General features: G+C 50.3%; 22 protein-coding genes. 10 read left to right on the top strand and 12 right to left on the bottom strand.

Annotation, left to right across the window (positions count from 1 at the left end; genetic code table 11):
* Positions 1 to 242: 242 nt before the first annotated feature.
* The 4 genes from rpoD to rpsU form a co-directional block, all read right to left on the bottom strand.
* On the bottom strand, positions 243 to 2,111 hold the full coding sequence (gene rpoD / locus D0C16_RS12070; protein ID WP_151032606.1) for an RNA polymerase sigma factor RpoD: 1,869 nt from the start codon (positions 2,109 to 2,111) through the stop codon (positions 243 to 245).
* 148 nt (positions 2,112 to 2,259) lie between these two features.
* Positions 2,260 to 4,296, bottom strand: a complete 2,037-nt coding sequence (gene dnaG / locus D0C16_RS12065) for a DNA primase (protein ID WP_151032605.1) — start codon at positions 4,294 to 4,296, stop codon at positions 2,260 to 2,262.
* Positions 4,297 to 4,353: 57 nt separating this feature from the next.
* Complete coding sequence (locus tag D0C16_RS12060; RefSeq protein ID WP_151032604.1) at positions 4,354 to 4,809, bottom strand: GatB/YqeY domain-containing protein; 456 nt, start codon at positions 4,807 to 4,809, stop codon at positions 4,354 to 4,356.
* A 123-nt stretch (positions 4,810 to 4,932) separates the two neighbouring features.
* Positions 4,933 to 5,148, bottom strand: a complete 216-nt coding sequence (gene rpsU, locus D0C16_RS12055; RefSeq protein ID WP_007644759.1) for a 30S ribosomal protein S21 — start codon at positions 5,146 to 5,148, stop codon at positions 4,933 to 4,935.
* Positions 5,149 to 5,381: 233 nt separating this feature from the next.
* Between rpsU and tsaD the strand changes: the two genes are divergently transcribed.
* From tsaD to folK, 3 genes are read left to right on the top strand one after another with little or no spacing between them, the layout of a single operon-like run.
* Positions 5,382 to 6,410 carry a tRNA (adenosine(37)-N6)-threonylcarbamoyltransferase complex transferase subunit TsaD gene (gene tsaD, locus D0C16_RS12050; RefSeq protein ID WP_151032603.1) on the top strand — a complete coding sequence of 343 codons (1,029 nt, stop codon included), beginning with the start codon at positions 5,382 to 5,384 and terminating at the stop codon, positions 6,408 to 6,410.
* A gap of 30 nt (positions 6,411 to 6,440) precedes the next feature.
* Positions 6,441 to 6,812 (top strand): dihydroneopterin aldolase, encoded by a 372-nt coding sequence (folB, locus tag D0C16_RS12045; protein ID WP_151032602.1) that lies wholly within the window; start codon positions 6,441 to 6,443, stop codon positions 6,810 to 6,812.
* A complete protein-coding gene (gene folK, locus D0C16_RS12040) occupies positions 6,809 to 7,324 on the top strand; it encodes a 2-amino-4-hydroxy-6-hydroxymethyldihydropteridine diphosphokinase (protein ID WP_151032601.1) in 516 nt (171 codons plus the stop codon). The genes folB and folK overlap by 4 nt, the downstream gene beginning before the upstream one ends.
* 120 nt (positions 7,325 to 7,444) lie before the next feature.
* On the opposite strand, the gene D0C16_RS12035 is transcribed toward folK, so the two are convergent.
* The 3 genes from D0C16_RS12035 to D0C16_RS12025 are packed head-to-tail and all read right to left on the bottom strand — an operon-like array spanning position 7,445 to position 10,491.
* The gene (locus D0C16_RS12035; protein WP_151032600.1) at positions 7,445 to 8,410 is read right to left on the bottom strand and encodes a magnesium transporter CorA family protein; all 966 of its coding nucleotides are present in this window, start codon (positions 8,408 to 8,410) and stop codon (positions 7,445 to 7,447) included.
* Positions 8,411 to 8,444: 34 nt separating this feature from the next.
* Entirely contained in the window at positions 8,445 to 9,236 is a 792-nt protein-coding gene (locus D0C16_RS12030; protein WP_151032599.1) for a pteridine reductase, read from the bottom strand.
* A gap of 19 nt (positions 9,237 to 9,255) precedes the next feature.
* The gene (locus tag D0C16_RS12025; RefSeq protein WP_151032598.1) at positions 9,256 to 10,491 is read right to left on the bottom strand and encodes a multifunctional CCA addition/repair protein; all 1,236 of its coding nucleotides are present in this window, start codon (positions 10,489 to 10,491) and stop codon (positions 9,256 to 9,258) included.
* A gap of 421 nt (positions 10,492 to 10,912) precedes the next feature.
* Here D0C16_RS12025 and D0C16_RS12020 point away from each other — a divergent pair, with 421 nt between their 5' ends.
* The 5 genes from D0C16_RS12020 to D0C16_RS12000 all read left to right on the top strand — a co-directional run bounded on the left by D0C16_RS12020 (position 10,913) and on the right by D0C16_RS12000 (position 18,668).
* Positions 10,913 to 11,908 (top strand): DMT family transporter, encoded by a 996-nt coding sequence (locus D0C16_RS12020; protein ID WP_151032597.1) that lies wholly within the window; start codon positions 10,913 to 10,915, stop codon positions 11,906 to 11,908.
* A gap of 229 nt (positions 11,909 to 12,137) precedes the next feature.
* Entirely contained in the window at positions 12,138 to 12,803 is a 666-nt protein-coding gene (locus D0C16_RS12015; RefSeq protein WP_151032596.1) for a TorF family putative porin, read from the top strand.
* 179 nt (positions 12,804 to 12,982) lie between these two features.
* Complete coding sequence (gene galE / locus D0C16_RS12010) at positions 12,983 to 14,011, top strand: UDP-glucose 4-epimerase GalE (protein ID WP_151032595.1); 1,029 nt, start codon at positions 12,983 to 12,985, stop codon at positions 14,009 to 14,011.
* Between the two features lie 128 nt (positions 14,012 to 14,139).
* Positions 14,140 to 15,102: a calcium/sodium antiporter gene (locus tag D0C16_RS12005; protein ID WP_151032594.1), complete on the top strand. Its 963-nt coding sequence runs from the start codon at positions 14,140 to 14,142 to the stop codon at positions 15,100 to 15,102.
* Between the two features lie 410 nt (positions 15,103 to 15,512).
* A complete protein-coding gene (locus tag D0C16_RS12000; RefSeq protein ID WP_151032593.1) occupies positions 15,513 to 18,668 on the top strand; it encodes a di-heme oxidoredictase family protein in 3,156 nt (1,051 codons plus the stop codon).
* A 186-nt stretch (positions 18,669 to 18,854) separates the two neighbouring features.
* On the opposite strand, the gene D0C16_RS11995 is transcribed toward D0C16_RS12000, so the two are convergent.
* The 5 genes from D0C16_RS11995 to D0C16_RS11975 all read right to left on the bottom strand — a co-directional run bounded on the left by D0C16_RS11995 (position 18,855) and on the right by D0C16_RS11975 (position 23,255).
* Complete coding sequence (locus tag D0C16_RS11995) at positions 18,855 to 19,802, bottom strand: DegV family protein (protein ID WP_151032592.1); 948 nt, start codon at positions 19,800 to 19,802, stop codon at positions 18,855 to 18,857.
* A 293-nt stretch (positions 19,803 to 20,095) separates the two neighbouring features.
* Positions 20,096 to 21,478, bottom strand: a complete 1,383-nt coding sequence (locus D0C16_RS11990) for an ATP-binding protein (RefSeq protein WP_191968700.1) — start codon at positions 21,476 to 21,478, stop codon at positions 20,096 to 20,098.
* A 2-nt stretch (positions 21,479 to 21,480) separates the two neighbouring features.
* On the bottom strand, positions 21,481 to 22,158 hold the full coding sequence (locus D0C16_RS11985) for a response regulator transcription factor (protein WP_151032590.1): 678 nt from the start codon (positions 22,156 to 22,158) through the stop codon (positions 21,481 to 21,483).
* Positions 22,159 to 22,194: 36 nt separating this feature from the next.
* Entirely contained in the window at positions 22,195 to 22,581 is a 387-nt protein-coding gene (locus D0C16_RS11980) for a PepSY domain-containing protein (protein ID WP_151032589.1), read from the bottom strand.
* 116 nt (positions 22,582 to 22,697) lie between these two features.
* The gene (locus D0C16_RS11975) at positions 22,698 to 23,255 is read right to left on the bottom strand and encodes a glycine zipper 2TM domain-containing protein (protein WP_151032588.1); all 558 of its coding nucleotides are present in this window, start codon (positions 23,253 to 23,255) and stop codon (positions 22,698 to 22,700) included.
* Between the two features lie 287 nt (positions 23,256 to 23,542).
* Here D0C16_RS11975 and D0C16_RS11970 point away from each other — a divergent pair, with 287 nt between their 5' ends.
* Positions 23,543 to 24,796 carry a glutamate-5-semialdehyde dehydrogenase gene (locus tag D0C16_RS11970; protein WP_225319040.1) on the top strand — a complete coding sequence of 418 codons (1,254 nt, stop codon included), beginning with the start codon at positions 23,543 to 23,545 and terminating at the stop codon, positions 24,794 to 24,796.
* Positions 24,777 to 25,433, top strand: coding sequence for a nicotinate-nucleotide adenylyltransferase (gene nadD / locus D0C16_RS11965; protein WP_151034914.1), 657 nt, complete (start codon positions 24,777 to 24,779; stop codon positions 25,431 to 25,433). Before D0C16_RS11970 ends, nadD begins: the two co-directional genes overlap by 20 nt.
* The last annotated feature ends 36 nt before the right edge of the window (positions 25,434 to 25,469 follow it).

The following is a 25,469-nucleotide window of genomic DNA, read 5'->3' as shown; positions in this document are numbered from 1 at the left end:
GTTATTGTTTGAACCACTAACTTCAAAGTTCGCGCGGATATTGGCCGAGGGAACAGTAAATGGCTTGATTGGAATACAGGAATGTTTGATGGGCGCAGAAAGTTGAAGCTTTATTGCAAAAAGGAGAAGTGCAGGTTTCGCCGAGAGGAATTATTGACGGTGCTAATTGCGGGCTGAGCGGGGATTTTGCTGGCGTGCAAAAAATAAAACCCGCCGAAGCGGGTTTTAGGAATGGCGATCAATTAATCATCCAGGAAGCTGCGCAGGTGATCAGAGCGCGATGGGTGGCGCAATTTGCGCAACGCTTTGGCTTCGATCTGACGGATACGTTCACGGGTTACATCGAACTGCTTGCCCACTTCTTCCAAGGTGTGGTCGGTGTGCATATCGATACCGAAACGCATACGCAGTACTTTCGCTTCACGTGCGGTGAGGCCAGCCAGCACTTCGCGAGTCGCTTCCATCAGACCTTCCATAGTCGCCGACTCCACCGGAGAAATAATGGTGGTGTCTTCGATAAAGTCCCCCAGATGCGAATCTTCGTCATCGCCGATTGGAGTTTCCATGGAGATAGGTTCTTTGGCAATTTTCAGTACCTTGCGAACCTTGTCTTCCGGCATATCCATGCGCTCGCCCAATTCTTCTGGCGTAGGCTCACGACCCATTTCCTGCAGCATTTGACGCGATACGCGATTGAGTTTGTTGATGGTTTCAATCATGTGTACTGGAATACGGATGGTGCGTGCCTGGTCTGCAATCGAACGGGTGATTGCCTGACGAATCCACCAGGTAGCGTAGGTAGAAAATTTGTAGCCGCGGCGGTATTCAAATTTATCCACTGCTTTCATCAAACCGATGTTGCCTTCCTGAATCAAATCGAGGAATTGCAGGCCGCGGTTGGTGTATTTTTTGGCGATAGAAATCACCAAGCGCAAGTTCGCTTCCACCATTTCTTTTTTCGCACGACGTGCGCGTGCTTCACCAATTGACATGCGACGGTTGATGTCTTTGATCGCAGCGAGGCTCAAGCCACTTTCTGTTTCGATCTGTGCAAGTTGTTGCTGAGCAGTTTTTACGTCGGGCAACACTCGCTCAAGTTTTTCCGGGCTTTCTACTTTTCCTTTCAGAATTTCAGGCAGCCACTCTTCATTGGTTTCATTACCAGGGAAGGCTTTGATAAAGGTTTTGCGCTGCATCTGGGCTTTGCGAGTACACAAGTCCATGATGTGGCGCTCTTGCTTGCGAATGTGATCAAGCGTTTCGCGTGCTTTGCTATAGATCGGATCGAATTGACGTGCGGGCAACTTGAAGAATTTGAACAAGTCACCAAGGGTGGTCAGTTCTTTTTCCGCTTGCTTGCTGCCGTAGCCGTTCTTGGCAAGTGCCTTAACGGTTTTGTCATATTGCTTTTGCAATTCTTCGAAACGAACGCGCGCCTCTTCTGGATCTACACCCGCAACCGCTTCTTCTTCGTCATCACTTCCGCCTTCTTCGTCTTCTTCGTCATCAGAAGCCGGTTTCGCAGCGCCGCCGGTAGTGGCAACAGGAAGTTCTTCGACTTCTTCGGCGAGGGCGGAGGGAATATCTTCAATCGGGTCGAGCCAGCCGATAACCACGTCAGCCAGGCGACGCTCTTCTTTGGCAACGAGCGCGTACTCATCAAGTACCTGCTGAACCGCGCCCGGCCAGTAGGCGAGGGCATGCATTAATTCGCGCACACCCTCTTCAATGCGTTTGGCAATAACAATTTCGCCTTCACGGGTGAGTAGTTCAACTGTACCCATTTCGCGCATGTACATCCGCACCGGGTCTGTAGTACGGCCGGTTTCGGTTTCCACGGCTACCAGTGCAGCAGCGGCCTCAGCAGCGGCGATTTCATCGGCTGCGGAGTCGCCATCAGTCATTAACAGGGTGTCTGCGTCGGGCGCAGTTTCGTACACGCGAATACCCATGTCGTTGATCATCTGGATGATGTCTTCGACCTGATCCGGATCGGAAATGTCTTCTGGCAGGTGATCGTTGACTTCGGCATAGGTAAGGTAACCCTGCTCTTTACCGCGGGCGATCAATTCTTTGATACGAGACTGTTGTTGTTGGACGTCGTCAGACATTCGAGACCCTATAAAACCTGGTGAGTGAAATGCAAAGCCCGAAATTATACTCCACTTGTTTGAGTGGATTCTAGGCAGTCGCGCGGCGACACTGAAAACTCTCGTTACTTGTCGTGAAAGTTGCGCAGCTTTTGATCGATTTGCTGGGTTAAGGTTGTAGTTTAGTCGCGAGAGCTGCGCGTACGAGTTGCTCTCGCTCTTCTTTGGATAGTTGAGTAAAGTTGGTGCTCTTTAGTTTTTCCAGTGCGGTGGATGAGCTTTTTTGAATATCTTGCTTTTTTAGTCCTGCGATTGCTTTTTGAAATTCTATCTGGGCGTCATACATGATCTTTTCCTTTTTACTTGCTAGATCATCCAAAAGGGGGTGATCCGCCATCAATGCAAGTAACTTCGCCTGTTCTGACCCATAAAGGCCTGCCCAATGAAACATTATTTGTCCATCCGTGTTGTAGTGTGGTCTTTCGTGGATAGTTTTTAGGATATCCCCAAGTAGTCTCGAATTCTCATCATCTTGCGACAGCCAATACGTGTGGTCCGGCTCTAGGTTGGCCAGATAGGGGTGTTTGAGCAGCAACGCTAGGGCTAGTTTGAATGGTGTATTGATGTGTCGTTTTCGATCCAATGGAGGTATTGCTGCATCCAAAGGCTTGGATGTTGTACGGTGATGGGCGTAAAAGTTTTCGTATTCCGGTGGTGGCAGTTCCGCGGGGAAATCACCGTAATCGCCCGGATGCATACCCGTGTCGTAAGGATTTTGCTGGTGTCCCTGCGCTTGATGGTCCCACCAGCTATCTGCTTGTCGCGGCAAAGCAACCTGGGGGGCTTTTTCCTCTGCTGAGGTTTTGGTTTGCAAGGGTTGGGGCTGGGCTTCTTTGGTGTGCTGCTCTAGCACCAGGTCTTGCAATACATTACGGCTCAATCCTGTGCGCGTTGCCAGACTTTCAAACATGAGTTCGCGAAAAACGCCTTTGGGTAAGCGATCCAGTAGCGGGGCTGCGCGTTTGCTGAAGGTGGCGCGGCCTTCCATGGTTCGAATATTCAAGCCGTCTGCAACAGCATCAAATAAGTAATCCTCAAAAGGGACCGCCAGTTCGATCATGCGCTCAAATTTTTCGGGGCCGATTTGGCGCACCAATGTGTCCGGGTCTTCATTTTCAGGTAGGAACAGAAATTTCACTGTTCGGCCATCCGTCATGCATTCTATTGAAGCTTCCAGTGCGCGATGGGCGGCGCTGCGACCGGCTTTATCGCCATCAAAACAAAACACCACTTCATTGGTGTATTTAAAGGCGCGGTCGAGGTGGTCTGGTCCACAGGCTGTGCCGAGCGTGGCAACGCCGTAATGTATCCCAAATTGCGCGAGGCTAACCACATCCATATAGCCTTCAACGACCAGCAGGCGCGGTAATTCGCGGTAGGCAAGGCGCGCTTCATAGAGTCCATAAAGCTCCTGGCCTTTGTGGAATACCGGGGTTTCAGGTGAGTTGAGGTATTTGGGTTTGTCGTCCCCTAAAACGCGTCCGCCGAAGCCAATCACTCGTCCGCGCGTATCGCGTATGGGGAACATAATGCGATGGCGGAAGCGGTCGTAGAGTTTCTTTTCTTGTTCCTGATGGATCAGCATGCCACCTTCGATTAGAAGGTGCTTGTCATCATCGTTTTGTGCGAGAGATTTAAGCAGGTTGTCCCAGCCTGGCGGAGCAAAGCCTACCCCATAAGCTTTGGCGGTTTTGCCATCGAGTCCGCGATTTTTAAGGTAATTTACAGCCAGGTGTTTGCTGGGGTGATGACGCAGTTGTTGCTGGTAAAACAGATCTGCTTTTTCCAGTAGGGTGTAAATGCTGCGTTTTTCTTCTTCGCGTTTTTGCTGGGCTTCGGTTTGGACTTCGCGCGGCACTTCCAATCCGGCGAGTCGCGCGAGTGACTCGGTGGCTTCAGGGAAGCTGAGGCGCTCGTAATCCATGATAAAACCCAGCGCATTGCCGCTCGCACCACAGCCAAAACAATAGAAAAACTGTTTCTCCGGGCTAACGGTGAAAGAGGGGGTTTTCTCGTCGTGGAAGGGGCAGCAGGCGCTGTAGTTTTTGCCGGTTTTTTTGAGTTTTACACGGCTATCGACCACATCGACTATGTCGAGGCGGTCGAGCAGATCGTCAATAAAACTCTGGGGGATTAGTCCGGCCATGAAACAATCGCCTGAGGGGGTTGTCAGACTCTAGCACCAAGCTAGCAACCCAGGCGACTAGGTGCTTAATTTGGCTTTGAGAAGTTTGCTCACGTCGCCCATATCGGCGCGGCCTTGCACTTGGGGTTTAATCAGCGCCATGGCTTTGCCCATGTCGCGCGCCTCAGTAACACCAGCATCGGCAATTGCCTTGGCAACTATCGTATCCAATTCGGCCGCTGTGAGTGCAGCAGGCAAGAACTCCTGGATCTGGCCAATTTCATAAGCTTCCTGTTCGGCGAGCTCGGGGCGATTGGCGTTGCGATATTGAGCCTCAGAGTCGCGGCGCTGTTTGACCATTTTGTCCAGCACAGCTAGCACGCGGGCGTCATCCAATTCGATGCGCTCATCCACTTCAATTTTCTTGAATTCAGACATCACAAGACGCAAAACCGCGACGCGCTCTTTTTCTTTAGCGCGCATCGCGGTCTTTAAGGCATCATTTATGCGGTCTTTTAGCGTTGCTTGATTCATGGGTTCACCAATAATCAATGACTTTAAACGCACGGCTTGTTAGTGAAAAGATGCAAACACAACTAACTAGCAGAACCGGTAAGCACTGGCTGCTGCGTTATCCCGAGCGGGCGCAGCGAGCTATTAGTACAGACGGGTAAACTTTTTGGATTCGCGTTGAACCTTTTTAGCATGACGCTTAACAGCAGCGGCAGCATCACGCTTACGAATAGTGGTTGGCTTCTCATAGCATTCGCGAGCGCGAACATCAGCCAAAATACCGGCTTTTTCACAGGCGCGCTTGAAGCGACGCAGGGCTACATCAAATGGCTCGTTTTCTTTGATTTTTACTGAAGGCATGTCGTTACCTTTAAATTAATAGTGCTTGAAAATGATGTCTTGTGGATAGTTACCGGTATAAAACACGGTCAAGTATCCGAGGGGTGCGGATTCTATACGCTTATTCACCCTATCGCAACCTTGGGGCAAGTTATCTGGTCGGGGTTTTACTGGGTTTTCTCCTGCCGGAGGATTATCATAGCCGCCCTTTTGGGCACGCGGCCGTGCCCGACTACAACGTTTTGAGGTTGGCTATGCGTGTGTTGGGACTGGAAACATCTTGCGATGAAACCGGTGTGGCTGTTTATGACAGTGAACTGGGGCTGCTCGCCCATGTGCTCTACACCCAAATAGCGCTGCATGCCGAGTACGGCGGAGTGGTTCCCGAGCTTGCCTCGCGCGATCATGTCCGTAAGCTGCTGCCTCTTATTAATGAGGTGATGGAAAAAAGTGGTTCTGTGGCCATGGATATAGATGCAATCGCCTATACCTCAGGCCCAGGCTTGGTGGGTGCTTTGATGGTTGGTGCTACCTTCGGGCGCTCACTGGCCTACGCCTGGAAGGTGCCGGCAATTGGCGTCCATCATATGGAGGGTCACCTGCTAGCCCCTATGCTGGAAGCGTCGCCTCCCGAATATCCATTTGTGGCGTTGCTGGTTTCTGGTGGGCACACGCAACTGGTAAAAGTAAATACATTGGGTGATTACGAACTGTTAGGCGAATCGATCGACGATGCAGCGGGTGAAGCTTTCGATAAGGCTGCCAAAATGCTCGATCTGGATTATCCCGGTGGACCACAGGTAGCCAAGCTTGCCGAGCGTGGGGTTGAGGGGCGCTTCAAGTTCCCGCGCCCGATGGTTGACCGTCCCGGTCTGGATTTCAGTTTTAGTGGGCTCAAAACGGCGACCCTCACCGCGGTGAATGCCAACAAGCAGGAAAATGGTTTGCCCGATGATCAAACCTGCGCAGATATCGCCAATGCTTTTCAAGCGGCGGTTGTGGACACGTTGGTGATTAAATGTAAGCGCGCGCTCGAGCAAACCGGAATGAAGACACTGGTGATTGCCGGCGGAGTCTCTGCCAACAAAAAGTTGCGCGCTGATCTGGATATCGAGTTGGCTAAAATCGGCGCAAAAGTATTTTATGCGCGTCACGAGTTTTGCACCGACAATGGCGCCATGATTGCCTACGCCGGTTGCCAACGCTTATTGGCAGGTCAACATGAAGAATTGGCGATTAATGTCAAGGCGCGTTGGCCGCTCGATTCTCTTTCACAACTTTGATTCTCATTTCAATTTTAGCAGACGCTGATTATGGATATTGTTTACATCCGCGATTTACGTATCGACACGATTATTGGAATTTACGACTGGGAGCGCGAAGTGCGCCAAACGGTCAGTATCGATTTGGAAATGGCCAGCGACATTTGTAAAGCGGCGGCGACTGACGATATTCAATTTGCGCTCAATTACAAAGCGGTTTCCAAGCGCTTGATTGCCTATGTAGAAGATCGCAATGCGCTGTTGGTGGAAACGCTTGCCGAAGAAATTGCGCAAATTATTCGTACCGAATTTGATGTGCCCTGGCTGCGTTTGCGTTTAAGCAAGCCTGGCGCAGTGCGCGGCGCGCGTGATGTGGGTTTGATTATCGAGCGCGGTGCTCGCCCCGAGGGGTTGCCTTTATGACCGCAATTTTTTTAAGTCTTGGCAGCAATGTGGATCGCCATAAACATATTCTGGCTGCACTGGATGCCTTGAGTGAATTGTTGGGTGAATTAACAATTTCGTCAGTGTATGAAAGTAAATCGGTGGGATTTGATGGCAGTAATTTCTTTAATTTAGTGGTGGGCGCTGAAACAGCTTTGGCTATTGCCGAATTGTCCGAAAATTTAAAGCGTATTGAAGATGATAATGGTCGCAAGCGCAGTGGCCCCAAGTTCAGTCCCAGAACCCTGGATATAGATATTCTCACCTTTGGGGGTTTTGTTGGGGTGGATAGCGGGGTTGAATTACCGCGCGCGGAAATTACCAAAAATGCATTTGTACTCTTGCCGCTGTCAGAGATAGCGCCCGCTGTTGTGCACCCGCAGTTACTAAAAACCTATCAGCAGTTGTGGGCAGAATACGATCAAACTTCACAAAAGTTGTGGGCGATTGATTTTGCCTGGCGGGGGAAGGCTATTTCTAAGGCGCGCTAGATTTTTGTGTAAACCAGTAAGTTCCTGTCATGCTGTAATCCTTCGACGCATACCGTTCTAATCCATACCTTCATATGGCGCACTTCGTCTTAAAAAGAAAGTGAGTTGAGGGGGCTCCCGCTAAAGCCACTTTTTATAGGCAACAATTCCGAATCCGGCTGCAATCACTAGCATGGCTCCCAGCGTATAAAAATAACCGTAAGTCGCGTGTAGTTCGGGCATGTTGTCGAAATTCATTCCGTAAATACCAGCGATGAATGTCAGCGGAACAAAAATCGCGGTGATCACAGTTAACACTTTCATGGTGTTGTTGAGTTGATGCGAGCTGATGGACAAATATCCGTTAATCAGGTCGCCACAAATTTCGTAATACATGGTGGTCAATCCGTGCAATCGTTCGCAACGTTCAAATAAATCCTGCAGTGCGTGCTCAATATCTCCGTCTTCGTCGATTAAACGTTGCGGAATATCTTTCAATAAGTTGGTGACGAGCTTTTCGTGGTAGCTGAAAATGCGTTTGAGTTTACGCAGTCGCGACTGATAAGCGATTAGTTCGCGCATTATGTCGTCATTCGGCTTTTCTTGCATTGAATCTTCCAGTTCGGTTAACGACGATTCAAATGCGAGTATCGTTTCGAGGTAGCGACCCACTGAAAAACGCATAATGCGCGAAGCCAACAAGCCAGGGCTCACCAATAAATTTTCGCTGTGCGCATTTTCCCAGTAGTAACTTATGCCCATCGAGTTGCGCGGATGGCAGCTGATAAGGCAACGATCTCCGGCAAATAATGCGATAGTCATTTGTTGAATAGTAAGATCTTTATTGAATTCGGTGATGCCTCGATAGAGCAGCAGTGTGTAATTATCAAACGTCTCGGTTTTTGGTGGGTGGCGAAAACGTTGCACATCTTCCACGGCCAGTGGATGGCATTCCATGGAGAGCAAAAATTGTTTTTCTACGACTGGCTCTTCCGCTAATAAGTCTATCCAAATGTAGCCGCTGTTATCGCGCTGCCAGCGTTCGATAAGTTCTTTACCACCCTGCAAGTGTTCGCCGTGAGTGGTGAGTAGTTGGGTTCTAATCATTAGTAAATGGTATCGAAAGTTGTTCGTCTAATTGTTAAATAGTCAGTGTGCGTCCGCCGTCGACGGTAATAATTTGCCCTGTGATGTAGGGTGCGTCCTTTGCTAAAAATAAAATTGTACGTGCAATGTCCTGTACTTGTCCGCGCTGTAATAAGGGGATTTGCGAGAGCATTTTTTCCTTATTTTCGTCCGATAGTTGCGCTTCAGTTTTTTTGTAATGATCTTCTGGCCATAAGATGGCACCCGGTGCAATGCCATTTACGCGCACTTCGGGAGCAAGTTCCTGAGCGAGGCTTTGGGTGAGCATCATATTGCCTGCTTTTGCGATAGAGTAAATGCTATGTTTTTTTAGCGGACGTTGCGCGTAGATATCTGCAATATTGATGATGCTGCCATGTGTCTTCTTTAAATGTGGTGCGAGTGCCTGAGCTAAAAAGAAGGGTGCTTTGAGGTTGGAGTTTATCAGGTTGTCCCAGTCCTCGGTGGAGGCTTCACCGATTGGCGTAGGGAAAAAACTGGAAGCGTTGTTAACTAACAGGTCCAGACGTTGCCAATGTGCTGCACTTTGTTGTGCTAGTTTGATGACTTGGGTGTGGTCATTCAGGTCAGCCGCTATCCCGGCAGCAGAATTGTCTCGTTCACTATTTAAATCATCAATCAAATCTTGCGCTGCACTGGCGGAGTGGTTGTAGTGCACAATCACATTGAAGCCGGCGTTGTGAAGTTGCCGCGCAATTTCAGCACCTATACGTTTTGCCGCACCGGTAACCAGCGCTACTTTGTGGTGATTGCGGTCTGTTTGATTGGTTGGGGGTGATACAGACATATTTCTCTCCTGCAAAATATTATTCCGCAATGGAAAATTCTTGCTTTAAGCGTGTAATCTGTTCGAGCCGCAATCGTGCAATTGCTTCCCCAAACTCCGGGCCGGTAATACCCTTCTCGCGCAGGGCGGTGAGGTCAAGTTGCTGGCTAACGGCTAATGCGCGCCGAAAATAGTCAGCTTGTGGATAGCTTCGATTTTCAAAGCCTGTGCGGCCACGCGCATCTGCTTCACAGCATACCAAAAAGTGCTGGAAGCGTTCAGGCCTACGAAACGCGTCATTACCTTGCAGCACTTTTAATACAGTGGCAGGCTTGAGCTCCATGGCTCTGTGGCAGTGGGTATGCCACTGTGCCACCATCAGCGCCAGCTCCTTGTAATCTCGCGGTGCGGCCACGCGTTCACACAACTGTTTTACCAGCGGCAGGCTGCGTTCTTCATGTGCAATATGGCGCGGCCACTCTTGCCTGGGGGTAGCGGCTTTACCTAAATCATGCAGCAGGGTAGCAAAGCGAATGCAAGGGTTGATCGACAATTTTGCCGCTTGTTGCAAACTCATTAGCGTGTGTACACCGGTATCTATTTCCGGGTGATGTAGCGCGGTTTGCGGTACACCAAAGAGCGCATCAATTTCCGGGAATATTTTTTCCAGCGCATGGCACTCGCGCAACACGTGGATAAAAATTTCAGGGTTGGGTTCCGCGAGTGCACGTTCGGTTTCTTTCCAGATGCGCTCGGCAACTAAATGATCCGCTTCACCGTTCTTCACCATGGTTTGCATGAGCGCTATGGTTTCATTCGCAACGCGAAAGCCATATTGGTGATAGCGCGCCGCAAAACGCGCAATGCGCAGTATGCGTACCGGGTCTTCTGCAAAGGCGGGCGATACGTGACGAAGTAATTTATTGCGCAGGTCGGCTTGGCCACCGTAAGGGTCGATGATTTCGCCCTGTTCATTTTCCGCCATAGCGTTAATGGTAAGGTCGCGCCGGATAAGGTCGTCCTCCAGCGTCACTTCAGTGCCGCAATGAAAAATGAAGCCGGTGTAGCCTGGGCCAGTTTTTCGCTCGGTGCGGGCAAGGGCATATTCCTCTTTGGTTTGCGGATGCAGAAACACGGGGAAGTCTTTGCCAACGGCCGTGTAACCCATTGCTTGCAGTTGTTCTGGCGCCGCACCTACCACCACCCAATCACGCTCCGTGACTGTGCGCCCTAATAACTTGTCTCTAACAGCACCACCTACCAAAAATGTTTTCATGAGTCTCGCTTATTAAAGTTCTCGCTTATTAAAACCGTACCTTATTAAAAAGTAATGGCGATTTGTTGATGATGAAGTATAGGGGAATCAAGGTGATAAAAAAATCTACAAAATGACTTGTAGCTGAATAGAAATTAAATTACTCTCGTGCGACTAAACAACTTCATCTAACCATAGAACAAAATATTATGTATTCAATGAATTCCCTAAAACATCGCCAAGTAACCGTGCGACCAATTTTTTGGTGCATGGTCATTGCGCGTGTTTGGGCGGAATTTGTTGATTAATGTTTTAATCGTTGTAAACAAAGGCCGCAGCATAAAAACTGCGGCCTTTTTGTTTTTTTGGGTTCAGTTTTTAAATGAAGTAACTGCTGCGGACAATTTCAATTTCCTCCTCAGGGAATATAAGGAGTTATGCCGTGGCTGTGTTAGTTGCCTATTTTTCCGTGGTGCTTATTTGGGCCACAACGCCCCTCGCTATTCAATGGAGTAGCGATAGCCTTAGTTTTATTGCCGCTGCCGCGGCGCGCATGTCAATCGCGGTGGTATTAGCATTGTCATTGCTGACAATGTTACGCCAATCCCTGGCCATTTTTTGGCGGCATCGCATGATTTATTTTGCCGCGTCGATTGGCATTTTTCCCAATATGCCGGTGGTCTATTGGGCTGCGCAATTTATTCCTTCGGGGTTGGTCGCGGTGATATTTGCGTTGTCGCCATTTGTGACCGGCGTAATGACATTGTTATTGCTTAGGCAAAACCCCTTCACGCTAAAAAAAGTGCTGGCGCTGTTACTGGCGCTAATTGGATTGGTCGTTATTTTTTATCACCAATTGCATTTTGATTTTCGCTCGATTTATGGCATCTCGGGCATTTTGTTGTCCTGCGTGTTATTCAGTTTTAGCACTGTGTGGGTAAAAAAATTGACCGAGCAGCAAGCTGTTTCTGTAGATGCTTTTCATCAGGCGACAGGGGGGCTGCTATTTTCGCTGCCGGGACTATTGCTGAGCTGGTGGTTAATGGACGGTGAGTTTCCGCAAACCGTATCCGTTAAGTCGGCCGGTTCTATTGTGTATTTGGCGATCGTGGGATCTTTGGTAGGTGCAGCGCTGTTTTTTTATATTTTGCAGCGCTTGTCTGCCAGTGCGGTATCGCTGATTACGCTAATGACACCGGTGTTGGCGATTTTGTTGGGCAAGAATTTGGCGAATGAGGAATTGTCGGCGCAAACCTTAGTTGGGGTTGCACTGGTATTGGTGGCGCTGCTGTTTTATTCCCCGTTTTCCCTGCAAGGGATCGCTCGATGGTGCTCGCAAAAGTTGCTCGCGGGTTTGCAATCCGACGCCATTGTGGCGGAAGACGATCCTGAATCCGCACTGCATGAAGCAAGAGACGACATGATTCGCTACAAATGAGTTGTTTTGGTGCGCGCCTGGGTGGCGCGCTTGGTTTTTGTGCACCAAGCTTGTGCTTTGGTGGGTTTTGTTTTGGGTATGCAATCTTGTATTCAATCTGCAATACATTGATTTTTCTATAAAAAATAAAATTGGCGTGCTCCCTGCAATACTCGGGTCAAGCTAGCGTGAATTATCAATAGCTGCCTCAAAACAAACTAGTAAAGACCATTAATTAGAGGACAAACTCATGAAGAAGATGAAACAAACGTTAATTGCTGGTGCTGTAGCGCTGTCTGCTTTTGCAGGTTTTGCGGTTCCTGCGGCGCATGCAGATGTAGCGGCCAGTGTTGGCGTATCCAACATGTACTACTGGAGGGGTTATGATTTGGGCGGCGGTGCCGCGTTAACTGCCGATGTTAATGTTAGCGGTAGTGGTTTCTTCGCCGGTGCCTGGACTTCTTCAGGTGATGAAACATTGGGTACCGAATATGACCTTTACGCTGGTTACGCGGGTGAAGCTGGTATTTTCAAATATGGTGTGAGTGTGGTGTCTTATAACTACCCAGAGCTTGGTGGTGAAGACAAAATCGCGCCAGGTGATTATGTTGAAATTATTCCAATGATTGGCGTCGGTCCAGTGAAATTCACTTATTACGACGCAGTGGCTGCGGAAGTAGCACCGTTGAATAACGAAGATTATTCCTATGCAACCCTCGAGTTAATCTTCGATAAAGTGTCGTTCAAATATGGTCAACACATGGATGACGGCGACACCACCTCTTCTCACTTGGATGCAACTTACAAGTACAACGACAAACTCAGCTTTACCGTTGGCACCTTGATTGATGATGGTGATGATCCTGAGGCAGATGACGCTGCGTTCGTGGTTAACTTGTCGTTACCAATCGAATAACCTTCTAGTTATTCCGAGTAGAAAAAGGCAGGCCCCGGCTTGCCTTTTTTGTTTCTGATCAATGTTTATTAAATAATAATTATATGATTTAATAAAAGATTCTCTTATGGCCCTTATACTCGCGCTCGAACTCTGGTTCAATGCGTGCGCAGCGGCTTCACTCTTTTAAGGAATCTTTCATGTCTCGCTCTTCTATTCTTGTGACTGGTGGTGCCGGGTTTATCGGCAGCCATGTTTGCGTAGAACTAATTAATAACGGTTATTTGCCCGTAGTGGTGGATAACCTCATCAACAGCAAGCCCGAATCGCTCAAGCGCGTAGCCCAAATCACTGGCGTGGAACCGGTGTTTTATGAAGTTGATATCAACGATAAGGATGCTCTGCGCGAAGTCTTTAAAAAGTATGAAATTGAGGCGGTAATGCACTTTGCCGGCTTAAAAGCGGTGGGGGAATCCACCAAAATCCCCATGAAATACTACCGCTACAATGTGGCGGGAACCTTGTCACTTACTGAGGTTATGGAGGAGTTTGAGGTCTGGAAGATGATTTTCAGTTCCTCCGCTACCGTTTATGGTGACCCGGTTTCTGTGCCGATTGATGAAAGCTTTGCAACTGGTGCGACCAACCCTTATGGCCGCAGCAAGTTGATTGTGGAAGATATTCTGCGCGATATCGCCAAAGCGCCGGACAGTCGCTGGAATTTCTCTCTGCTGCGCTACTTCAATCCGGTTGGTGCGCATGAAAGTGGCTTGATCGGTGAAGATCCTGCTGGTATCCCCAATAACTTGTTGCCCTATGTTGCTCAAGTTGCGATTGGTAAGCTGCAAGAGTTGGGGGTGTTTGGCGATGACTACGAAACCATCGACGGTACTGGCGTACGCGACTACATCCATGTTGTAGATTTGGCCAAAGGTCACGTGGCGGCGTTGCGGGCGTTGGAGAAATTTTCCCCTGGGTGCCGCGCTTACAATCTGGGAACTGGCTCTGGTTTGTCGGTATTGCAGATAGTGAAAGCCTTTGAAGTGGCCAGCGGGCGTAAAGTGCCTTACAAAATATTGCCGCGTCGTCCCGGCGATATTGCCGCTTGTTATGCCAATGCAGACAAGGCCAAATCCGAGTTGGGCTGGGAGGCCGAGCTGGGGCTCGAGCGCATGATGCAAGATGCATGGCGCTGGCAATCGCAGAACCCTAATGGGTACGATGCATAAACGCCTCCACGGAGAAGCCCGCCGCGTGCGGGCTTTTTTTTGCACCAAATAATTTTATTTACATTAAATTTACGCTGAGTGGATTCCGCAGTTATAGTGGCACTAACTTTTCTCTTAAGGTGTTGGTGATGGTTCATTTATTTTGGCTATTTGTCGGGCTGGTTTTGCTTACTCTAGGGGGCGAGGCGCTGGTGCGCGGGGCGCTCGCTGCAGCGCGGCGAATCGGCGTATCGCCGCTGCTGGCCGGACTTGTCATTGTCGGCTTCGGTACCTCGGCCCCTGAATTGGTCGTGTCCTTACAAGCGGCGTTAAGCGGTCAGCCGGAAATCGCAGTCGGTAATGTGGTGGGTAGCAATATTGCGAATATCTTGCTGATTCTGGGGATTAGCGCGGTCATCATGCCATTAGTGACGCATATTCAATGTTTGAAACGAGACGGTTTGACCATGCTATTTGCCACCTTAATGTTTATGGGGTTGGCTAGCCTTGGTGGTTTGGGGCGTGTTGAAGGAATAGGTATGTTGTTGGTTTTGGTGGGCTATCTGATTTGGGCTTACCGCACCGAACGTGAAGACACGGCGAGCCCGGAAGCGCAACTGCACAAGGCTGAATCAGAGGAAATTGAGCTGGTACCTATGTCTATCCCTTTGACGCTGTTGACTACTCTGGGGGGGTTGGCGATGTTGATTGTTGGTGCAAATCGCTTCCTGTTGGGTGCTGTTGGTTTAGGCGAGGCACTAGGAGTACCTGAGGCGATTATCGGGTTAACGGTCGTTGCTGTGGGGACCTCCTTGCCTGAGCTGGCGGTTTCTATTATCGCCGCCATACGAAAACACGCGGACGTTGCCGTGGGTAATATTATTGGAAGCAATATTTTTAACGTCCTCTGTATTTTGGGGATTTCATCCACTATTAGCCCGTTACCCGTGCAAGGACGTTTGTTAGAAATTGATCAATTTGTAATGCTCGGGGCCGCGGTTGCCCTGTTGTTATTTTTGTTTTTCGGCTTGCGTTTGTCGCGCTTGAAAGGCGGCTTATTATTGGCCGGGTACGTGGTTTATATTGCTGCGATGTTTGGTTTGCAGTCGTAATTCGTCAAGGTTATTCCTTTCTCCTGAAGCTGCCGCGAGCAATCCGGCGGCTTTTTTGTCGTTAAAGCATGTGATCTGTTTTGCGAAAAAGCTTCTCACTTTTTACTCAATCAAGTGAGAGGCCCCAGCTTTGAGGGAATCTTCAAAAGTGAGAAGAGAAAATACGCTGACTGCTAGATGCTTACTCTGGTGTTAGTTCACCAACACGACAATAACTTTAATAAGTAGTAAGACAACGCACACTTTTCTGGCAGTTGAAAGCTGTGCCTAACCATCAGCCAAGAGTTTTCTTCATCGCTACTCACAATTTTATAACGATAAAAAGCGTGCCTACCTTGCGACCACTTTGGGAGCAATGAGCTGGCCGCGATTGTGGTGTATCTGAAGGGAAATTTAGTGGAGACATCGATATGCAACCCATCAATTTGAGTCGGATATTATTCCTGCTCTGCAGCGTTTTATTTAGTCACAATCTCTTTGCGCAAACCAATCTTGCCTTAAACAAAACCGCGACCGCCAGTTCATCGCTGATCGCAGCCGCCAATGCGGTCGATGGGAATGGAGGTACTCGCTGGGAATCGGCACATGGAAATGGCCCCTCATGGCTTAGCGTGGATTTGGGGGCGAACGTTAACCTGTCGTCGGTCGTGATCGATTGGGAAGCGGCAAACGCAGCCAACTACGATGTTCAGGGTTCAACCAACGGCTCTACCTGGGTAAATCTTGCATCGCGCTCAGGCGGCACTTTTGGAACCCGAACCGATACTGTTGCAGTAACGGGTAGTTATCGTTTTGTTCGCATTAATGCCACTCAGCGCAGCGCCGGTAATGCCTGGGGCTATTCAGTATGGGAGTTGAAGGTTTACGGCAGTACTGCCGCCAGCAGTGGCTCCAGTAATTCAGCCTACACAAATCTGGCGCAGGGCGCCATTGTCGCGGCAAGTTCTCAGGTGCAACCCGCCACAATGGCGATTGATAACAATTTTGGTACGCGCTGGGAGTCTACTCACGGTGTGGATCCCGCCTGGATCAGTCTGGATTTTGGCTCGGCGAAACCCTTGGCGTCCGTTGTAATCGATTGGGAAGCGGCAAATGCAGCCAACTACGAGGTGCAGGGCTCCACTAACAATAGCAGCTGGACCACGCTCGCATCGCGAACCGGGGGAACCTTTGGTGCGCGGACCGATACTATTGCGCTAAACGGTTCATACCGCTACCTGCGTATTTATGGCACGGCGCGCAGTGCGGGTAACCAGTGGGGCTATTCGATTATCGAGCTGAAAGTTTATAGCTCTGGCGGTTTGGCGAGTAGCGCATCGTCGACTAGCAGTGCGCCAGTGGTGGTTTCCAGTCGCGCCGCTTCGTCCGTGGGCGTTGCCAGCTCCGTCAGTATTCCCGTGAATGTGACTTACAAGCCCTTGTACCCGAATCAATCCACGCCGGAAATTTCACGTAATTGGCGCATCGAAGCCGATGGCACCATTGTAACTTTTGGCAGTGGCCGCGCTCGCGCTCGCCACGAAGCGGAAGATATTTTCTATACCTTTCCATCGTTTTATCACGAGCATCGCACGTTTAAATTTGAAGTGCACGATCACACACCCAAGGGGGAATCGCGGGTGGAGATTTTCTACGAACCTGAATACGCCAACTTCAACGATATCGGTTGCCGCAAAAGTTTATTCAATCCATACCGTTCCTACTTTGGTGATAACGGCGGTTTCACCCGTATTCGCAATGCTGACCCCGCAACGGGTAAGGGTGAGTTGTGGCGCTGCACCGGGACACGTTTTGTGCCGGGCGAGCGCGAAGGCCAAACCGCATTGCGCACCGGGGAGTTCTACGATTTTGAATTTCAGCAATGGCTCGGGTTTACCGATACTGATCCGCGTGTGAGTGCGCAACGTGTGTACTACACCGATACTTTCCGCATCAAATTAGGCAGCCCCGGTTTGTATATCGTGAATAACGACGAGTTGAATGCGAAGTTGTCATCCGGTGGTGCAGCAACGGCAGCCCCGGTGCGTGCATTTAAAGGTATTGCGCAAGCGGATGTGATTAGCACATCGGGTGTTTTGGCCGACTCCGGTGCGCCTGGTTATCAATCGATTCGGTCGCCTCAATCGATCGCCAAGGGTTATCAAAAACCGTCTTACTTGCTTACTAACCCTGCCAACAATGCAACGGTAACCTACCGCGACGGCAATCAAACATTTACCGATCAAGTTATTGAATATGCACCAACGGCGGCGAGTCCATTTATTGTGGATCGTCATACACATCTTTGGACGGCATTTTTTCGTGAAGCCTTGAATATCCGCTGGGAGACGCATAATCAATTCTTAAACGGTCGCCGTATTTTTCACACCGATTTTGTAACAGGAAAGCACTTTGAATCAGGCAATCCGGATTTCACTGAGTTAGCAAATCTCTCTACGGGTTTGACGATCAATAATTCGTGTGTGGGTTGCCATGTCAATAATGGCCGCGGTCAAGCACCCGTTGCCGGACAGTTGCCGAATAGCATGGCGGTGAAAGTCAGTTCAGGTGCGACGGACATCAATGGCAATGCATTGCCACACAACTATTTTGGCAAGGTATTGCAGCCACAATCGCGCAATGGTGGTGTGCCGGCAGAAGCAATTACCAATGTGAGTTACACCACCGTGGCCGGAACGTTTAATGACGGCACCACCTATCAATTGCAAGCGCCTAATTATTCTGTACAAGTGCTCGATAACGCCGGTGGGGCAGTAAATAATTTCTCACCGCGGATGGCACAAACTATTGTTGGTCTGGGTTTGTTGGAAGCAATTTCTGAAACGGTATTGTTGCAGCGCCATGATCCGAATGACAGTAACAGCGATGGAATTTCCGGTCGCGCAAATCAGGTTACTGATTTAAAAACCGGTGAGCAGCGCATTGGTCGTTTTGGCTGGAAAGCTTCCGTTGCAACTCTGGAGCAATTTACCGCTGATGCATTGCATGAAGACATAGGTGTTAGCACGAGTATCTTGCAAGGCCCTGCCTGCGGGATCAATCAAACAGCGTGTCGCAACGCGGGCCCCAATGGTATTGAGCTAAGCGATGCGCGGATGAGTTTATTGACTGTGTATATGCAAGCGCTCGGTGCTCCGGCCCGCCGTGCAGAAACTGTTAATAATGCCGATGTGGTTCGCGGTGAATTGGTGTTCGGTAATTTGGGTTGTGCCGCTTGTCATACGCCGAGTATGGCGACGGATTACGGCCATCCACTGGCGGAGTTGCGCGGGCAAACGATCAGGCCGTACACCGATTTGTTGTTGCACGATATGGGTGAAGGTTTGAGTGATCGTTTAACGACTAATGCGACCTTGAATCGTGAATGGCGCACCCCGGCGCTTTGGGGTTTGGGGTTGGAAGAAGCGGTGAATGGTCACGGCCGTCTGCTGCATGATGGGCGTGCGCGCAATATTAATGAGGCGATTTTGTGGCATGGGGGCGAAGCGGCCGCAAGCCAATCTGCTTACAGAGCGGCGACTTCGACACAGCGTAACGATTTGATTAAATTCCTCGAATCTCTGTAGTTTTATTGCGTTGATTTGAAAAAATAAAAAACTCCCGTCAATGTGTGACGGGAGTTTTTCTATTTAACCGCAAGTCAAACGCAGTGCGGTTGATTGCATGAAATTCCTTGTGGGCGCGTATGATGCTTCCTTGCTGCATACGGTCACAGATTGAATGTCGGAGGTCTTCCTTGCCGACGCAAATCGTTACACCAAGTCTTTTTCGGTTGCAAACGACAAGGCGAAAGATTTTGGCCCTACGTTAATTGCGCCAGTCATGCTCATCATCGACAACATGGTTTTAATGTTGTGTTGTTTGCAGAACTCTCGGAATTCCACCAGGACTGGTTCGTCTTTAATTTCTTCCAGCAGGCCGCCGTAACTCATGGCAATAACTTCACTGCTTAAACCTTGTTGAATTTGCTTTTTCACATGCGTGAACAATTTTTCCAATGCGCCCAAAAAGCCCTTGCCAGTATCGATCTTGTCCGTTGCGCCGCGATGTAATTGGACGATGGGGCGCAAATTCAAAGCGCTTGCCAGTTTGAAGTTAATCCAGGAAATATTGTTGTCGCCTTTGCGCAAATGGCGACGTTCGCGCATGTAAGAAAGGTCGTTTGGAATTAAATAGCCGTAAACCTGATCGCGCATGTTGTCGATTTCACGAATTGATTTATTCAGCGGCAATTTGTCCACATGAATGCGTTTTACCAATTCGTAAACCAACAGCGCGTGGCCGGTAAACATGGACATTGAATCGTACAGACGAATGCGGAAGGGTGCGCGGCCTTCATTTTTTTCCAGTTCGCGGAATTTTGGTTCGTTCACCAGCGCCGCTTCAGAAACGCGCTTGAATACATCACTTTTTTTGCTGTTGATGGTAACTACTTGCACTAAATCGTATTTGGGTAGCAGACGCTCTTTTAAAATGTTGGTCATGTCATTGACAGACAGTGGATCGGATTGCGCCAAGCCATAAACATCACGCGAGTGATTTTTGTAAAACTTGAGCATGGTTTCGGGATCGCGATAATCCAGTTCCTGGCCCTTGGCGTGGTTGATGTATATCGGCAGCACTTCGATGTTGTGCTGTTGAATAAACTTTGCGGGCAAATCGCAAGTTGAGTCTACGGCAATACACGTCCTGGATGACATTTTTCTCGCTCCCATGATTAGCATAGTTAGTTTTGAATTCGCTATGCCGTCCCTGGCGAGTTATCCTGGCCCCGTTCAAAAGGCGCTCTTTGATGGTGTCAGTATGGTGGTAACGCAAAGAATTCAGTAGTCGCATAAATCACTGCGTTTTGTGAGGCGTTGTTAGTTCGTGTGTGAGATATGGCTTACACGGATGCAGATTTTTGCGCTAAAGGTTATAAGCGCCATGGGTGTCCAGTAGGGTAGGGCCAATGGTTTGGGTAGTTAAGCAGGAAAGATCGGGGTTGGGAGAGTTAATCGGCTTCCGGTGTCATGGGTAGCAATATGCTAAAGCACGCACCACCCAATTCTGAACGGGTAATGCGTATGTCGCCATCGTAGCTGCGTACAATTTCGGCGGCGACTGACAGGCCAATGCCCTGGCCTGGAATGCTGGTGTCCAGTCGCTGGCCACGTTCCAGAATTCGCTCGCGCTGGTCTTCGGGGACGCCGGGGCCGTCGTCTTCAATATCGATGCACAACTGTGCGCCCTCAATGGAGCTAGTCATTCGCACCTGTTGTTTGCCGTATTTAAACGCGTTTTCCAGCAGGTTTCCGACCAGCTCCATCACATCTTGCTCGTCCCCCGCCACCAGTGAGTTGGGGGCTAGGTCCAGCTCCTGCTGCATGCGTTTTTCGGCATAGACTTTTTGCAGGGTTGCGAACAGGCGTTGGGCAATGGGTTCAATGCGCGTGCGCCGGAAAGTCCCTTTTTGCTGGCTGGATACCGCGCGCTGCAATTGATAGGTCACTACCTGGCTCATGCGCGCGACCTGTTCGCTCAACTCTTTATCCGGGTCGGGTGACTGGTTGATTTTGCTTTGCAATACCGCCAGCGGTGTTTTCAAGCTGTGAGCCAGATCTGACAAGCTATTGCGGTAACGCTGGCGCAATGATTGTTCGCGGTCCAGAACCTGGTTTAAGTTGCTCACAATGCGTTGCAATTCTTTGGGGTGCTCGCCCTCGATACTGCTGGTGTCGCCACTTTGCATCGCCTTGAGCGCAACGGCGAGTTTCCCCAATGGCCGCAGGCCCCAGCGCAGAATCAGCGTTTGGGCAATTAGCAGGAATATCCCCGCTGCCCCCAACCAGCGCCAGAGTTCGCTGCGGTAGGCGCTCAGTTCGGCCAGGTATTCTTCAGCACTGTGAATGACGACAAAGTGGAAGGGGGTAGGGCTGCCTTTGGCGTCTTCCCAATTCACGGTATAGCGGGCGACAAAATGGCGTTTGTTATCGAGTAACTTCTCGCTGAACAACATCTTGCCCGGTGTATCGCTTTTGGCGATTTTTTTATACTCCGGTGGATTCGTTATCGCTGCCGAGTTTGAGTGCCAGACCGCCTTTTCTTTACCATCAAAAATATAGCCGTAGAGGCCCGAGTTGGGATGCTCAAAATCGGCCTCGCTCAGTGTGACTGAGGTGATACGCAATCCCGTGATACGGCCATTTCTGGTTTCCGGTTCGGCCACGCTCATCAGCAAATTCACATGGCCGCGCAGGCGCGATCGCTCCGCCACCTCCAGGCTGTTCTCAAAGGCGCGATCAAGAAAAAAACCGGTCAACCCCAAAAATAGCGGCAATAGCAGCGCCGATGCCAGCAACAGGCGCGAGGCGATAGAACTGAAACGTGCGCCCACGCCTATTGCTTGTCCAGGTTAAAGCGATAACCAAGGCCGCGCTGGGTGGTGATCAAGTTGAGGGTGCCTTCCGGATCCAGCTTTTTGCGCAAGCGCCCTACGAACACTTCGATCACATTGCTGTCGCGGTCGTAATCCTGCGCGTAGAGATGTTCCGTCAGCTCGCTTTTGGAGATGTTTTTACCGGCGTGCATCGCCAGATAGGTAAGGGTGTTGTACTCGAAACTGGTGAGCTCCACTTCTGTTTCATCGCGAAAGACGCGCTTGGCGCTGGTGTCAATGGAGATAGGGCCATAGCGCAACACCGAGGACGCGTGGCCACTAGCGCGGCGCAGCAACGCGTGAATGCGCGCGCGCAGTTCTTCCGGGTGAAACGGCTTGGTTAGGTAGTCATCGGCGCCCGCTTCAAGCCCTTCTACTTTGTCTTGCCAGTTTCCGCGCGCCGTCAAAATAAGGATCGGGAAATTACGCGCTTTCGCTCGCAATTGTTTAATCAGGTTGGAGCCATCCAGCAGCGGCAGGCCCAAATCGATAATTGCGAGGTCGTAATCGTATTCAGTCCCCAGGAACAAACCCTCACGGCCATCCGCGGCGGCATCGCAGGCATACTTTTCCGCTGCCATCAGGCTCTGAATCTGCTCGCGCAGCGGCTTTTCGTCTTCAACAATCAGGATTCGCATAGTGGGTGTCAGTCCGTGCTGGATGGGTAGAAACAACTAGTTGTTAATAATTTGACCGGTTTGGCCGTGGACGCGGACAACTTTCATCCGGCCAGAATTTAACACCTTGACGCCGTAGACAACACCGTTTTCGGTTTGTTGGCTATTGACACTCATCACCTGCCCACCGGTAGAGCGGCGTACCAGTTCAGCGGCTTGTGCGGGGGTTATTTGGGGCGGCGGTGGGTCGGACGGGATAGGATCATTGTCGATACGACGGCTATCGATCATGTCATTGGCGGGGGTGCTGGTGGAGATCCCCATATCGCCGCCCAGTAAATCCGGTTCGGCAGCGGCAGGCAAGGCGCCGAGCAGCAAAGTGGCCAGCAATCCGCTGGCAGCGCAGGTGCGTAAACGGGTGATATGACGAATAAACGACTTCATACTACTGGGTCCGGCAATACTTGATCCAACAAGATTTATGCCTTCACTATCGCTGCTGTTTCCCCAAAGGTCAATTTGACCTTTGGGGTTTTCGGTAAAGCGTTATTCACAAAGTCCTATCTGTGACGAATGCGGTCGCCAGGGTGATGACGAGTTTCGGTCTGGTAAATCCGGCCACCGTACAAATAGCTCACTTCATAACCCACCAGCTGGCGCTCATAACGAGTGCGGTATTGAGTGGAGCAAACTTCGCGGTCTTCATAGCGCGTCACTGTGCGGCCACCACCGGCAACATCGTTACCAATTGCAGCGCCGATCAAGCCTCCCGCTGCCGTCGCATGACCGCTATGGCCAATTTCTTTACCAATCGCTGCACCGATCAAGCCGCCAACGACAGTGCCTTGGAAAGAGTCACCGCCGCGCTGACGCTCGCGGTAAGCCACGGTTTCAACCTGGCAGGATTCGCGTGGTACATCCACCGCGACCTCGCGGTAAATCGGGCGCACATCAGTCACTGGGGCGTAGTAGTCCCGTTCATAAACCACGACTGTCTCATGGTGATGGTGTCTGTGGTGATCGTGGCCGTGACGATGATGATCGCGATCCGCCAGTGCATTGTTAGCCAGCAGTAGGCTGATGCTGGCCAGGGTGCTGATGAGTAACAAGCGTTTCATGTGGTATCTCCGTTGGGGGTTAATACAGAGGTTTCTGTATTGGATTAACGTGATTCCAGACTAGTCCTCGTAAACTGAATTCAAACTGAAAGCCCTTCGCGTTTTATTGTGCGCCAGATCGCAATTGCGCTAACTCACCGGAATTTGTGTGGGCGTTGGAAATAAAGCCCGCAAATGCGCCAATTTGTGGTGCAACTCGGGTTATAATCGCGGCCATTTTTTCCAAACTGCATTTTGGGCTTTCCCGCACACGCACAGGTTGTTTCATGTCTGCATCCAAATCTGAAATAAACGTTAAAGACTACATGGCCGGTCTTGGTCAAAAAGCGCGCACGGCTTCTCGCATCATTGCGGCGGCGCCCACCGCCCTGAAAAACAAGGCATTGTTGGCGATTGCTGACGAGCTGGATAGATCGCGCATTACCTTGGTCGCTGAAAATCAGAAAGACCTGGCGGCTGGCAAGGCCAATGGTCTGGATGCCGCCATGCTCGACCGACTGGCTGTTAAACCAACCACTATCGACGGAATGATTGAAGGGTTGCGCCAGGTTGCGGCATTGGCTGATCCCTGCGGTGAAATTACCGATATGAGCTACCGCCCTAGTGGTATCCAGGTAGGCAAGATGCGTGTGCCTTTGGGGGTGGTGGGGATTATTTATGAATCCCGCCCCAACGTAACTATCGATGCCGCCAGCCTGTGTTTGAAGTCCGGTAATGCGGCGATTTTGCGCGGTGGCAGCGAAGCAATTCACTCTAACCGCGCTATCGCCAATTGTTTACAAGCAGGCTTGAAAGCTGCTGGTTTGCCTGCAGAAGTGGTACAAGTGGTAGAGACCACCGATCGCGCGGCAGTGGGCGAGCTGATCACCATGCCGCAGTTTGTGGATGTAATTGTTCCCCGCGGTGGTAAAGGGCTGATCGAGCGTATCAGCAATGATGCCAAGGTACCGGTGATCAAACACCTCGACGGTATTTGCCATGTCTACATCGACGATAAAGCCGATCTGGATAAAGCCTTCACGATTTCCATGAACGCTAAAACGCATCGCTACGGTGTTTGCAATGCCATGGAAACACTGTTGGTTCATGAGCAAATTGCGGCGCAAATTCTCCCGCGACTTGCCGCTGCCTATACCGAAAAAGGTGTGGAGCTGCGTGGCGACGATAAGACCCGCGCAATTATTTCTGCAAATGCCGCAACCGAAGAGGACTGGGCAACCGAATACCTCGCGCCGATTTTATCGATCAAGTTGGTGAGCGGTTTGGATGAAGCTGTCGCGCATATCAATCAATACAGCTCCCAGCATACAGACGCGATCGTAAGCGAAGACTACACCCGCGCGCGCCGCTTTATCACCGAAGTGGATTCAGCGTCGGTGATGGTGAATGCATCCACGCGTTTTGCCGATGGTTTTGAATACGGACTGGGTGCGGAAATTGGAATTTCTACCGACAAAATCCACGCGCGTGGACCTGTAGGGTTGGAAGGTCTGACCTCGCAAAAATGGGTAGTGTTTGGTGATGGGCACATCCGCACCTAAGCCCCATAGCCTGGGTTTATTTGGTGGTACTTTTGATCCGATTCATCTCGGGCATTTGCGTCTGGCGCTGGAGTTAAAGCAACAGCTGGCGCTGGATGAAATGCGGTTAATGCCTTGCTACATTCCACCGCATCGCGCATCGCCCAGTGTGGATGCGCAACAACGATTAACGATGTTGCAGCTCGCGTTAAAGGAATGTCCGCAATTGCACTGGGATGCGCGTGAACTGCAACGCGAAAAACCCTCCTACACTTATGACACTTTGCGCGAGTTGCGCACTGAGTTGGGTGAAGAGGTGAGCCTGAGTTGGTGTATGGGCATGGACAGTTTTGTCGCGCTCGATACTTGGCATCGGTGGCAGGAATTAATCGAGCTTGCTCATCTCGTGGTTGTCGCGCGTCCCGGTTGGGAGTTGCCAGCGCAGGGGCCTGTGGCGGATCTAATCGTGCAACATCGCGCTGATGCTGAAGCAATTCGCTCGGCATCTGCTGGTAAGTTGGTGATATTGGAACAGCGTTTGTTGCCAATTTCCGCCACGGAAATTCGCGCACATATCAAGGCGGGAGCATCGCCGCAGTTTTTAGTGCCGGATGCGGTATGGAGTTACATCCGCGCGCAGGGGCTGTACCGATCTTAATAAATTTTATTGTTAGTTTTTTAGTAAATAGGTAAC

Origin of the sequence: Cellvibrio sp. KY-GH-1 (assembly GCF_008806975.1) — a bacterium.
GTDB lineage: Bacteria > Pseudomonadota > Gammaproteobacteria > Pseudomonadales > Cellvibrionaceae > Cellvibrio.
This window is presented reverse-complemented; position numbering and strand designations above follow the sequence as displayed.